The sequence below is a fragment of the Achromobacter sp. UMC71 genome, from assembly GCF_014170305.1.
Classification (GTDB): Bacteria; Pseudomonadota; Gammaproteobacteria; order Burkholderiales; family Burkholderiaceae_B; genus Achromobacter.
On the sequence record NZ_LZZT01000016.1, the window covers coordinates 13,988 to 25,929 of the forward strand.

Sequence of the window (11,942 nt, forward strand, 5' to 3'; positions counted from 1 at the left end):
ATGCTAGTCAGGGACGCCGCAGCGATCTTTCCCGCTTTGTAGGGAGTTTGTGAAGAATGGCCGGGCAGATTGTGAAGTTTGTTAACGTGGCGCCGCCTGCCCGGCAGCCCAGCCCGTCAGGAAGGCTCAGGCGGCCTTCCAGCTGACGATGAAACGGGCGCCGCCCAGGGGGCTGTCGGCCGCCTCGGCGGTGCCGTTGTGCCAGCGCGCGACCCGGTTCACGATGGCCAGGCCCAGCCCGGTGCCACCGGTGACGCGGTCGCGGCTTTCGTCCAGGCGGATGAAAGGCTCGAAAATGCGGACCCGGTCGGCCGGCGGAATGCCCGGGCCGTCGTCGTCGACCATCAGCACGTACTCCTTCGGCGCTGGCGAAACCAGGCTGACCTGGACCCGGCCGCCGGCGTAGCGGATGGCGTTCTGCAGCAGGTTCAGGAGCGCCCGCGTCATGTAGCGCTGGTGCAGGTGCACTTCGGTGACCTGGCACAGCACGACTTCAAGGCGCACGCCGGATTGCCCGGCCTCGAAACCCGCGTGCTGCACCACCGAATCCAGCCAGCTGCGCGCGTCCTGCGGCTGCAGCGCCACGCCGTCGCTCTTGTGCTCCAGGCGTGCGTACATCAGCAGTTCGGAGGCCATGCTGTCCAGCTCGGCCACGTCGCTTTTCATGTCGTCGATCAGGCGCTTGCGCTCGGCCGGCTCGTCGGCCCGGCCGATCATGTCGAGTTCGAACGTCAGCCGCGCGATGGGCGTGCGCAGCTCGTGCGAGACGGCGTTAGTCAGCTCGCGCTGGTTGCCGATCAGCGCGGCGATGCGCTCGGACATCAGGTTGAAGGTGTCGCCCAGGTTGCCGATGCTGGAATGGCGCGACAGGCGGGCGCGGGCCTGCAGATCGCCCTGCCCCATGCGCAGCGCGGCCGTCTTCAGGGCTTCCAGGTCGCGCCAGATGGGCAGCGCCCACACCAGCATGAACGCGCACAGCAGCAGGCCCAGGGCCGAATACACCGCCGCGATCACCCAGGGGCCGAACGACGGCTCGGGCGGCAGCTTGACCTCCAGCCACTGGTGGCCGGGGCCGGGAATAGCCGCCACGAAGGTCTGCATCTTGTCGCGGATGAAAAAATCACCGCTGGCGGCGATGCGGCGCTCTTTGTCGCTGGCGTTGTAGTCCGAGGCATTGAACACCCGCAGCCCCAGGCCGTAGTACGGGGCCAGTTGCTGCTCGATGTGAGCCGCGCGGGCGGCCGGATCGACCTTGGACAGTTCCTGCACCAGGCTGTGGATCTGACCGCGCACCGACTCGCGGGTATAGGCGTCGCTGACCGGCTCGAACAGGTAGTTGGCGGATCGGTCCACGACTTCGTTCGAAATCACGAAGCCCACCGCCAGCACCACGAAGAGCCGCAGGACGAACTTAATCATCGCTGCCCTCGTGCGCCTTGGGCGAGAACAGATAGCCCTTGCCCCACACGGTCTTGATGCGCGCCGGATCGCGCGGATCGTCGTCCAGCTTGCGCCGCAGCTTGCTGACGCAGACGTCGACGCTGCGGTCCAGGCCGTTGAATTCGATGCCGCGCACGGCATTGAGCAGGTCGTCGCGCGTGAGCACCTGGCCGGCCTGGCTGGCCAGCGCCCAGAGCATCTCGAACTCCATGGTCGTCAGGTCGACCTCGGCCCCGGCATGGATCACCGCCCGGGTGCGCCGGTCGATGACCAGCGGGCCGAACTCCAGGCGCTCCGGCGGTTCCTCGAGCTGGCTGTGGCGGCGCAGCAGCGCGCGGATACGGGCCAGCAGGACGCGCGGCTCGACCGGCTTGATGACGTAGTCGTCGGCGCCGGACTCCAGGCCCAGGATCTGGTCCAGATCGTCCTCTCGGGCCGTCAGCATCAGGATGGGCGCCGAGGAAAAGGCGCGCAGGTCGCGGCAAACCTGCAGGCCGTCCCGTCCGGGCAGCATCAGGTCCAGGATGGTGATGGCGGGGTCATGGCGGCGGAAAGCCTCCACCGCGTGGTCGCCGCGGTAGGCCTGGGCGACATTGAACCCGTGTTGCTCCAGAAACTGCGCGATCAGGCGCGACAGCTTCGGATCATCTTCGACTAGCAAGGCCTTGGTCATGGTGTCCGGACAGAAAAAAGGAGGTCGATTTGGGCGCATTCTACGCAAAACGGCGCCAGCGGCGTTCGACGGGCGGGCCAGGCGATCGGTTCCCGGCGGGCGATGCGCAAGGAAAAACCGGGCCGGAAGACGTCGCTTCCGGCCCGGTTCGGGGTCTGGCGCCTGGCGGTCCGCCCTGGGGAAAAGCCCCCTGGGCGGGCCCGTTAGCGCATTACTTGTAGACCGACTTGGAGCCGTCCTTGTGCCACACGAAGACGTCGAACTGGAAGTTGGTCAGGTCGCCCTGCTTGTTCCAGGCCACTTTGCCGATCGGGGTGTCGAACGAATTGGCGTGCAGGTACTTGGCGACCTTGGACGGATCTTCGCTGCCCGCGCCCTTGATGCCGTCCGCGATGACCTGGGTGGCCGTGTAGGCCGTCATCTGGAAGGCGCCGCCGGCGTTGCGCTTCTTGGCGGCGAAGGCCTTGACGATGTCGGCGTTGGCGGCGTTCTGGGTGAAGTCGGCCGGCAGCGTCAGCAACATGCCTTCGACGGCGTCGCCGGCGATGGCGTTGATGTCGGGATTGCCCGCGCCTTCCGGACCCATCCACTTGGCCTTCACGCCCTGCTCGGCCGCCTGGCGCAGCAGCAGACCCATTTCAGGGTGGTAACCACCGTAGTAGACGAAGTCCACGCCCTGGCTCTTGAGCTTGGTGATGACGGCGGAGTAGTCGCTGTCGCCGGCGTTGATGCCTTCGAAGATCGCGACGGGCACGCCGCCCTTCTCCAGGTCGTTCTTGACCGCGGTGGCGATGCCCTGGCCGTACGACTGCTTGTCGTGCAGCACGGCGGCCTTCTTGGGCTTGATCTTTTCCAGCACGAACTTGGCGGCGGCGGGACCTTGCTGGTCGTCGCGGCCGATGGTGCGGAAGATGAACTCGTAATTCTTGCCGTCGGTCAGGGCCGGCGACGTGGCCGAGGGCGTGACCATGACCACGCCTTCGTTGTTGTAGATGTCGGCGGCGGCGATGGTGGCGCCCGAGCACACGTGGCCCACGACGAAACCGATCTTGCTGTTGACCACGCGGTTGGCAGCGACCGGACCCTGCTTGGGTTCGCAGCCGTCGTCGATGACCACGGTTTCGAGCTTCTTGCCGTTCACGCCGCCGGCGGCGTTGATGCGTTCAACCGCGGTGTCGACGCCTTCGCGGACCATGTCGCCATATTGGGTGACCGCGCCGGTGGTGGGACCCACCACGCCGATCTTGATGGTCTGCGCCTGCGCTCCCGCGGCAAACGTCAAACCCGCGGCGACGCTCAGCGCCGCGATGACCGGGGTCAGACGAAATACTTGCTTCATGAGTGGACTCCTCGAATGGCTTGTCGTCGTTAGTTTGTGAACCAGGCGGACGGCCGGAAATCTGTTGGTCACGCCCGGTTACTTTGCATTTGCACGGCAAGCATACACTGAAAAATAGCGTCTTTTGGAGGGGTTCCGGCCCGACTTAAGCGGCGTTTCGTTATTGCAGTGCCGCATAGACGGACACACCAGCCAGCCTTTGCCCGGGCGCCGGCCTTATGCCCGCTACCGTATATGCAAAAGACAATTTATTCGTTTGCGTTACTAAGGCGGCGCGGCATCATGGCCGCCATGAGACTCCAACCGATCATCGTCCCCGGATGGAAAAACTCCGGACCCGAGCACTGGCAATCGCGCTGGGCTGCCCTGCTGCCGCACGCGGTGCGGGTGCAGCAGCGCGACTGGGAAAATCCCGTCAGCGCGGAATGGATTTCCACCCTTGCCGCGCAAGTGGACAGCGCCCGCAGCCCGGTCCTGCTGATCGCCCACAGCCTGGGTTGCCTGATCAGCGCGGCCCTGCCCGTGCCGCTGCGCGCCAAGGTCGCCGGCGCCCTGCTGGTGGCCCCGGCGGACGTCGAGCGCCCCGACGCGCCGGACTGCCTGCGCGGCTTCGCACCGGTGCCGCGGCAGTCACTGCCGTTCCAGAGCGTGGTCGTGGCCAGCGACAACGATCCGTATTGTCGACTCGAACGCGCCCGCCGTTTCGCCGAGGATTGGGGCAGCCGCGTCGTCGTCATTCCCGGCGCTGGCCACCTCAACGCCGATAGCGGCCTGCAAGACTGGCCGCAAGGCCTCAAATTGTTCGGCGCACTGCGCCGGCGGGCCTCGTGGCGCGTATCACCGCCGCCCGAGCGCATCGCGCCGATTCCCGACCGGCCCTTGTCGCACCAGGCCTGAGGCCGCGCGGCGTCCCGCCGCCGGTCATCGCGGGCAGCCCTGCCCCGTCCGCGCGGCGGGCAACGGCGTATCGCCGCTGGTATTGCCCGCGTGCTTGCGGATCTTGTCCGCCAGTTCCGCCGAGGGCTTCTCGTATCCGTAGCAATAAGGCGGCGTCGGCGCGGCTTCCGGGCGGTAGTCCTGCAACACGGGTTTCGCGTCCCCCAGGTAGAGGTTGTCTTTCAGGCGCAGGAACGCCTTGAAGTCGCGCGTATAGCCGTGCTCGGCCTTCAACTCCTGGTAGGCGCCCTCGTCGGACGCGCCGTTGTCCAGTGCGCTGCGCTTGGCGGCCGTGGGAATGTAGCGGCAGTAATTCACCTTCACGCCTTCCACCGTGGGAAAGAATTCCGGTTCCACGCATTGGCGCGCCGCGTCGTTGTTGAAGATGTTGCCTTCGACCAGCGCCTTGGCCTCCAGGCTGAAACTCATGCCATAGAAATCCCAGTTCTCCAGCAGGTTGTTGAAGAGATGAAACGTGCCGAACTGCCCTCGAGGATTGCGCTGCACGGTGTTGAAGAAATAATTGTGGTGCAGCGTCACCCGCGCAATCGAATCACGCTCGTAGTTCGCGAACAGGTTCTTCGAGGTGATGTTGTTCAGCAGCATGACCTTGTTCGAGTTGTGGAACTTCGTCCACGAGATCGTGACGTCCGTGGAACCGTTCTTCACGTTGAGCAGCCGGTCGGACATGCGCGACAGATCCATATGGTCCACCCACACGTCGCGGCTGCCGTTGGCGATGTTCACGGCCTGCGTCAGCCGGTTCAGGCGGCCATCGATGGTGAGGTGCGTCAGGATGACGTTCTTGCTGCCGTACACGCCCAGCCCGTCGTCGATCAGGGCCACATGCTTGCCCCGGCCGTCAATCGTTGTGTTCGACGGCACCCGCAACTGCGAGTCCAGCACGATCGTCATGTCGGAGGCGAAGCGTATCCAGGTGGGCCCCTTCTTGGCCTGCGCCAGCGCGGCGCGCAGCGTGCCGGGCCCGCTGTCCTGGTCGGACGTGACCTCGATGAAGCGGCCGCCCAGCCCGCCCGTGGCCTGGGCCCCATAGCCTTCGCGCTGCTGCAAGAGCGCCGAAACGAAAGCGCAACGCTCGTCCGGGCTGGCGCAGGACTCACTGGCGGCGGCCGTGCCGCCCGCCAGCACGCCCAGGGCCGGCAGCCAGGGCAGCGCGCGCAGCAGCCTGCGATAGGCCGGCCGATTCGATAGGGATTTCATGGGGATTCACTCCTTAACGCTGCGCGGACCTGTCCGCGGACTGCACGTGGCGCCAGATGCCGCCACTCAGGCGCAGGTTCTCCGGCGGACCGGCTACATGCGCCTTCAGGTGCTTGAAATACGCCTCTTGCCAACGTCGCGCATAGGCATCGGCGCTCTCGCCGGGTTCCACCGCGGGCAGCATTTCCAGCGTATATGCCACCTGGCCGTTTTCCCAACGCGGCGTGTAGAACACCGAAGGCACACCCTGGCGATGGGCCAGGTGGGCCGCGAAACTGGAATAGGTCACCGCCTGCCCTTCGAAGTCGGTGCGCGGGGCGGCGGGGTTGGCCGCGCCATCCACGGCCAGGCACAGCACCTGGCCCGCGCCCAACGCGCGCATGCAGGCCTTGGCGACCTGCGCTTCGGTCTGATCGGCGGTGGAAATCAGCGCCGCGGCATAGCTGCTCTGGGCGATGCTGGGCGCCGTCGCCAGCCAGCGGGACGGGATGCCCAGCAGCTCCAGCGCCATCAAGCCCGCATACATCGGCCCCACGTGCGCCGTGGCGACCACCACGCCCCGGCCCGATGCCAGCAGCGGCGCGAAGAAGCGCTCGCCGGTGTCCAGCTCGCCCAGCACCTGCATGGCTTCCTCGACGCTATCTTCGCGGCATTCGAGCCAATCGAACAGCAGGTGGTCCACCAGGTGGCCCCAACGCGCGCGCCGTTCCCATTGCACACGGTCTGCCGCGGCGTCGCCGCGCAGCGACCAGGCCCAGTCCAGGCGGGCCTGCGGGATCGGCGCGGTATCCAGCTTTTGCTCAAGCTGATCCAGCGCTTGCTGGAAGGTCGAAGGCAGCGCCTGGCCGCGTTGCGCGACATAGCGCTCGAACAGGGTTTCGGCCTCCTGCTTGCGGCCCGCCTGCGACAGCGCGCCAATGGCGGCGCGCTGCCAGAGCCGCTTGTCGGGCGATTTCTCGACCAGATGCAGCAGCTGATCGGCAGCCTCGCCGTATTGCAGCGTGTAGCGCAGCGCGCGCGCATACAGGGCGCGGGTCTGTTCCAGGTCGGGCGCCAGCTCCATGGCCTGCCGCAGCGGCGCCACCGCTTCCTTGTAGCGGCCGGCGCGCAGCAGGGTTTCGCCATGCAGCGTCAACAGCCGGACGTCGGCAGGCGCCGCGGCCAAGCCCGCCTCGAAGTGCGCCAGGGCATGCACCTTGCGGTCGTCTTCGGTGGCGCGCCGCAAATGCGCCAGCCCCAGCGATGCGCGCAGCGCCGGGGCATCGTGTCCCGCCGCCAGCGCGGCACTGCCCAGCAGGATCGCCGCCTCGACCCGGTCGTCGTCCAGCAGGACGCGCACGGCCACCGTCGCCACGCGCGCGTTCGGCAAGTCCTCGGCCTGCAGGGCCATGGCAATGGCGGCCGCCTCGGCCGCGTCGCCGTTGCGCGAATAGGCCAGCATCCACCAGTGCGCGTCGCCGGGGCCGACGAGCGCCAGCGCATGAGTCTGGCGCGCGATCTCGGCGGCCTGCGGAATGCGTCCGGCCTGCACGCGCAGCTGTATGCGCGCGGCCTGCAGCGCCCCGGCATCGGGCGAGATAGCGGCGGCGGCATCCGCCTGGGCGATGGCGCGGTCCCACTGTTCAGTGCGGCCCAACAGGCTGGCAAGCAGCCGGCGGTCGTCGGTGCGCGCGGGATAGGCCTCGACCAGCCGCTCCAGCGCGGCGATCGCCCGTTCCAGCCGGCCCGCCCGCACCAGCGGCGACACCAGCAGGCGGCGCGCATCGCGCCAGCCCTCTTCTACCCGCGCCAGCGCCGGCCCGAACGCGGCCAGCGCCGACGACGGATCGTCCGCTTCCAGGATCTGCTGGATGACCGCGCGCAGGCGGGAGGTGGCATCATCCGCGGCGGCCGCGGGTCGTTCCAACGTCGTATCAACCATGGCGCAATCCTCGTAGCAGGGCCATCGCCGCGCGCAGGACGAACATGAGCACGAAACCCAGCGCCAGCGCCTGCAACAGCAACACGGACGTGCGCGGGCTGCTCGGCCGGTCGGTGGATACCGGCTGCGCGATGATGGACAGATAGCGTTGCAGGCGCAGGGCGTCCGTCACGGCCTGCTGGTACGACTGCTGCGCCAGCGTCAGGTTCGAATCGGCGAAGGCCTGGGTATTGCGCAGCGCTTCGTACGATTTCAGCTGCGTCGCTTCCGTGTTGCCCTCGCCGCTCAAGCGCTGGCGCAAGGTGGCGAGCCGCTTCTTCAGGGCCACGACCTGCATTTCGGCCGGCTTGAGCATGAAGTGGTCTTTGTTGTTCAGCGCGCGGATCTTGTCCAGGTTGACCTGGGCGCTGCTCAGTTCCCCTTCGAGCTGGCTGGACAGGTTCAGCAGCATGGCCACCGTGGCCGTCGGGTCGATGTTGCCGTGCGTGACGCGCCATGCCGTCAGCGCTTCGCGCGCGCCCAGCGCCTTCTGTTCGGCCTGCCTGACCGACTCCTCGCTGACCTTCAGCTTATCGGCCACGCCCTTTTCGTTCATGGAGCTGACGAACTCTTCCGCCAGGCCGATCAGGGCCTTGGACAGGGTTTCGGCGTCTTCCGGCGAATAGGCGCGCACGCGCAGCACGTCGATCTGCTCCAGCGCATTGAAGGAAACCTGCACAGACGCCTGGTAGGCGCGATAGAGATCGTCCTCGCTCGAGTTCTCGGACAGGTGGTTAGCGGGGTCCATGCCCGCATTCAGCAGGTAATGGCGCAGACCGACCTTCTTGTCCAGCTGCCGCATGCAGTCGCGCGACTTGAGGAAATCGCTGACCGCCCAGCCGTCGACGAAGCCGCCGAGCATGCCGCCCGAATTGCCCGTGGTGAGCAGGCTGGCCGCCATGCCGCCGCCGCCCTGCTGGCCGGACCCCGACTGCACGAAGAAGCGCGATTCCGCCTCGTAGCGCGGCGTCGCGATGCAGAGCGCGTAGACCAGCGCCAGGGCCACCGGGGCAACGACGATGAAGGCATTGATCCAGCGGCGCCGGCGGCGCTCGTCCAGCGCGGCCTGCCGTTCGCGCCGCCGGCGTTCGATCTCGGACCCGCTCTCAGAAGCCGAGCTGTCCCTCATCGAAGCCGCCGAGGACGTCGTCGCCTGTTCCTGAATCGCTTCTTGATCGTCGCGGAGGGAACTTCTGGATGCACTGGTCGAGGTCGTCTTCGATGCGGAGTGCGCTTCGTTCATAAATCAGGCCCTTGAGGCAATAGTCCGCCAACTGATTCTGGCGGTAACTGGAAAGAATGAGCGTCCTGCCGACCAGACGCTCTTCGAAGAGCGCCAGCCAGAGACGGGTGAAACGGCAGGGTTCGAAGGGAATGGCACCCTCGATCACGTAGACGTCGAACGCCGGCGCCAGGGCCAGCGCGAACGAAAACTCCTGCCGCGCAAACAGCGGCCAATGTTCCATCGGCCGGGCCAGGACCTTGGGATCGCTGATCAGGTCCGCCACCAGTTCGTACGTGGCGTCGGCGTCGATCTCGTACAACTGGCTGACCAGCTCGATCATGCTCACGCCGCTGGCTTTGCCGCGGATGAAGCCCTGCCGGCCGATCGCCCAGGACACATTGCCCTCGTGGTGGACAAACCCCTGGCGCGGCGGGCGCAAGCCGCACAGCAGATCGATGATCTGCCGATGCAGCTCCGGCGCGGGCGACAACAAGGCATAGCGGCCGACGGGAATGTCGAGATGCGCTTGGGACAGCAGCGCCTGCCGGCTGCCGAAGGCCGTGGGATCGTCCGTTACACCATTGAGATGGATCATCGTCGTTCCTCACATGGGCTGGATGTTGGGACGGGCCAGCCGCTCTGCCGCCAGCGCAACCGCCATCAGGAAAACCAGGCTGGTCAGGAAGTAACCCAGGCTGGCATCCGTCGACGTATAGGCGTCGAAATAGGCGGAGCGCAGCAACTGCATGCCATGCGAGAACGGCAGCCACAGCATCCAGGGCCGCAGATTCTCGGGCAGTTGTTCCGAGACAAAAAAGACGCCCGAGAAAATCTGCAGGAAGCGCTCGATCACCGGCGCCAGCCGCAGGAAGAAGTGCCAGAACGTCGCGATCGCGCCGAACAGCAGTCCCATCGCGGCGGCGCAGCACGCCATCAGCGCCACGTACAGCATGAAGCCCGGCCAGCTCTTGGGCAGCGTGATGAGATCGAGCGCATGGCCGGCGCTGATCAGCACCACGAACACCACCAGGTACACCGACACATACAGCAGCGCCTGCACCAGCGCGCACATCAAGGGCGATACACCCTGGAAATTCAACAGGCCGCGCGCCGAGACGTAGGCCGTGCTGCTGCGGAAGATGATCTGGCGGAACATGATCCAGGTCGTCGCGCCCAACAGCGAGAAGGTCTGCACGTCCATCCCCAGGATGTAGTGCGTGCCCATCAAGATGTACAGCGACGAAATCAACGTCAGCAGCACCACCGGCCCCACCAGCGCCCATAGCAGCGCGATCCGGCTTTCGCCATGCATCACGTTCAACTGGTAGACGAACAGCGCCAGCAGCGTGCGCCCGCCCGGCCAGCCGCGGCCGGCGACGCGCGGGTGATGCCCGGCGTGCAGGCCTCGCAAGCGATCCTGCAGGATCGCCAGGTCGCCAGCCTCGCCCGGCGGCAGTTCCATTTCCAGCGGAACATCGTCGCGCGAGGCCTGGCGCCGCGCATCGCGCGCCTCGTCCTGCTTGCGCCGCTGCTCGCGCCGCGCGTGCGCCTCGGCCAGGCGCTGGTCTTCCGCCACCAGCCGGGCAGGCATGTAACCGGGCGCGAACACCTCGATGCCCGCGCGGATGTCCTGCTCCAGCAGGCGCACGATGATGCGCAGGCGCCGCCGGGAAAAATCCGCCAGCGCCTCGTCCACCTTGCCGCGCTCGATCTCCGCTTCCAGTTCGGCCTGCACGGCCTCGTAGACCGCCCGCCGGGCGGCCACGGAATCATGCGGCTCGCCCTGCAGGCGCGCCAGCAAGGGCTTGAACAGGACGGCCGGCTCGGCCTTGGCCTCGAACAGCTTGGCGGGGTCCAGGCGCCAGGCGTCGACACCTGATCCCACCGCGTAGCTGCTGTCTTTCTTGCGCGCGCGCCAACCCTTGATCCGATCCTCGTTACTCATCGACACGCTACTGGCTGACGCCGCTCGAGGAGCCGCCGGAGTTCGAATCGATGGCTCGCGTGGCGCTGAAGCCGGCGCTCATGGTCACGCGGAACGCGGACAGCACCTTCTGCACCTGCGTGAACGGCGCATCCGAGATATAGATCGCCTGCCCCTCCCGCACAGTGAATTCGCGCGCCAACGCCACCTGCTCCGGGCGCGTGAGATCGAACTGGTACACCACTGGCAGCAGGTCGGGCTTGCCGTCCACCCCCGCCTGCGCGGGCGTGAACAGGAAGACCGAGCGCGGGTCCGCCGTCTGGTCATCCAGGCCCTTGGAATCGGCCAACGCGTCCAGCACGCTGTAATTGCGCTTGCTGATGGCCACGCGGCCCTGGTTGCCCGCCGCGCCCAGCACCGTCAGGAACTCGCGCGATTCGTATGCGGTAATAACGTCGCCCGAACGCAGCAGGATGTCGTTGTTCTGGTTGCGGTAGATGTCCGACAGGCGCACCGAGGCCACCTGGTTGTCGCGCCGCAGGCTGACGACGAGCTGCTCGGGATTGGTCTGCACCGGCGCGGCCTGCGCCAGCGCGCTGCTCAGCCGCTGGGCGGTCTGCGTGATGGGATACATGCCCGGCTTGGTCAGGTTGCCCTGCACCGTCACCATCTGCCCGCGGGCGTCGGCCGCGCGCGTCACGCTGACGTCGGCCCCGGCCACCAGCCGGCTCAGGCGCGCCACGATGGCGTCATGCAGCTGGCCCAGCGTCTTGCCGCCGGCCTGGAACTTGCCCAGGATGGGAAACGACACATTGCCGTTGCGGTCCAGTTCCTGGTTGCCCAGGTCGCTCACGCCGGACGGATCCGCCGCGAACACGCCCAGTCCGCCGCGTTCCCAGACCTTGACGTTGATGCCGTCGCCCGGCACCAGGCTGTCGAAACCGGCCTCGGTGAGATCGCGGTAGCGCACGGGAAAATCGGAGACCTCCGGAACCCGGCTCTCGCGCGCAAGCTCGCGCGAGGCAGGCATCACGATGACGTCCTTGGCGTCATGCGCGCCGGTCATCTCGGCCAGCATGGGCCCGGAACGCGGCAATTGGCAGCCGCTCAGTGTCAGCACGGTAATCAGCAGCAAGGCCGGCGCCGCAAAGCGGCGCGGGCCCGCGGCCGGGACGTTCATTTGCATAACTTCCTTTTTTTCAGAACAAGGATCAGCCGCAAGGG

The 11,942-nt window shown here is 66.9% G+C and carries 10 protein-coding genes; 1 reads left to right on the top strand and 9 read right to left on the bottom strand.

What is annotated here, in order from left to right:
• Positions 1 to 126: 126 nt before the first annotated feature.
• The 3 genes from A9974_RS08515 to A9974_RS08525 form a co-directional block, all read right to left on the bottom strand.
• A complete protein-coding gene (locus A9974_RS08515) occupies positions 127 to 1,419 on the bottom strand; it encodes an ATP-binding protein (protein WP_183003678.1) in 1,293 nt (430 codons plus the stop codon).
• The gene (locus A9974_RS08520; RefSeq protein WP_183003679.1) at positions 1,412 to 2,113 is read right to left on the bottom strand and encodes a response regulator; all 702 of its coding nucleotides are present in this window, start codon (positions 2,111 to 2,113) and stop codon (positions 1,412 to 1,414) included. Before A9974_RS08520 ends, A9974_RS08515 begins: the two co-directional genes overlap by 8 nt.
• A 211-nt stretch (positions 2,114 to 2,324) precedes the next feature.
• Positions 2,325 to 3,452, bottom strand: coding sequence for a branched-chain amino acid ABC transporter substrate-binding protein (locus tag A9974_RS08525; protein WP_183003680.1), 1,128 nt, complete (start codon positions 3,450 to 3,452; stop codon positions 2,325 to 2,327).
• Positions 3,453 to 3,743: 291 nt separating this feature from the next.
• On the opposite strand from A9974_RS08525, the gene A9974_RS08530 reads away from it, so the two are divergent.
• Entirely contained in the window at positions 3,744 to 4,349 is a 606-nt protein-coding gene (locus tag A9974_RS08530) for an alpha/beta hydrolase (protein ID WP_183003681.1), read from the top strand.
• 24 nt (positions 4,350 to 4,373) lie between these two features.
• On the opposite strand, the gene A9974_RS08535 is transcribed toward A9974_RS08530, so the two are convergent.
• Genes A9974_RS08535 through A9974_RS08560 form a run of 6 tightly spaced genes read right to left on the bottom strand, consistent with a single transcriptional unit; the run spans position 4,374 to position 11,904 of the window.
• A complete protein-coding gene (locus tag A9974_RS08535) occupies positions 4,374 to 5,609 on the bottom strand; it encodes a polysaccharide lyase family 1 protein (protein ID WP_183003682.1) in 1,236 nt (411 codons plus the stop codon).
• Between the two features lie 13 nt (positions 5,610 to 5,622).
• Entirely contained in the window at positions 5,623 to 7,530 is a 1,908-nt protein-coding gene (locus A9974_RS08540; protein ID WP_183003683.1) for a Vi polysaccharide transport protein VexE, read from the bottom strand.
• Positions 7,523 to 8,698: a sugar ABC transporter gene (locus A9974_RS08545; RefSeq protein ID WP_255468099.1), complete on the bottom strand. Its 1,176-nt coding sequence runs from the start codon at positions 8,696 to 8,698 to the stop codon at positions 7,523 to 7,525. Before A9974_RS08545 ends, A9974_RS08540 begins: the two co-directional genes overlap by 8 nt.
• Complete coding sequence (locus A9974_RS08550; RefSeq protein WP_183003684.1) at positions 8,676 to 9,389, bottom strand: ATPase; 714 nt, start codon at positions 9,387 to 9,389, stop codon at positions 8,676 to 8,678. The genes A9974_RS08545 and A9974_RS08550 overlap by 23 nt, the downstream gene beginning before the upstream one ends.
• Before the next feature lie 9 nt (positions 9,390 to 9,398).
• On the bottom strand, positions 9,399 to 10,739 hold the full coding sequence (locus A9974_RS08555) for an ABC transporter permease (RefSeq protein ID WP_183003685.1): 1,341 nt from the start codon (positions 10,737 to 10,739) through the stop codon (positions 9,399 to 9,401).
• Positions 10,740 to 10,746: 7 nt separating this feature from the next.
• The gene (locus tag A9974_RS08560; protein ID WP_183003686.1) at positions 10,747 to 11,904 is read right to left on the bottom strand and encodes a polysaccharide biosynthesis/export family protein; all 1,158 of its coding nucleotides are present in this window, start codon (positions 11,902 to 11,904) and stop codon (positions 10,747 to 10,749) included.
• Between the last annotated feature and the right edge of the window lie 38 nt (positions 11,905 to 11,942).

Coding starts and splice junctions, on each gene's coding strand:
- A9974_RS08515 (WP_183003678.1), bottom strand. CDS start 1,419: ATGATTAAGTTCGTCCTGCGGCTCTTCGTGGTGCTGGCGGTGGGCTTC.
- A9974_RS08520 (WP_183003679.1), bottom strand. CDS start 2,113: ATGACCAAGGCCTTGCTAGTCGAAGATGATCCGAAGCTGTCGCGCCTG.
- A9974_RS08525 (WP_183003680.1), bottom strand. CDS start 3,452: ATGAAGCAAGTATTTCGTCTGACCCCGGTCATCGCGGCGCTGAGCGTC.
- A9974_RS08530 (WP_183003681.1), top strand. CDS start 3,744: ATGAGACTCCAACCGATCATCGTCCCCGGATGGAAAAACTCCGGACCC.
- A9974_RS08535 (WP_183003682.1), bottom strand. CDS start 5,609: ATGAAATCCCTATCGAATCGGCCGGCCTATCGCAGGCTGCTGCGCGCG.
- A9974_RS08540 (WP_183003683.1), bottom strand. CDS start 7,530: ATGGTTGATACGACGTTGGAACGACCCGCGGCCGCCGCGGATGATGCC.
- A9974_RS08545 (WP_255468099.1), bottom strand. CDS start 8,698: ATGAGGGACAGCTCGGCTTCTGAGAGCGGGTCCGAGATCGAACGCCGG.
- A9974_RS08550 (WP_183003684.1), bottom strand. CDS start 9,389: ATGATCCATCTCAATGGTGTAACGGACGATCCCACGGCCTTCGGCAGC.
- A9974_RS08555 (WP_183003685.1), bottom strand. CDS start 10,739: ATGAGTAACGAGGATCGGATCAAGGGTTGGCGCGCGCGCAAGAAAGAC.
- A9974_RS08560 (WP_183003686.1), bottom strand. CDS start 11,904: ATGCAAATGAACGTCCCGGCCGCGGGCCCGCGCCGCTTTGCGGCGCCG.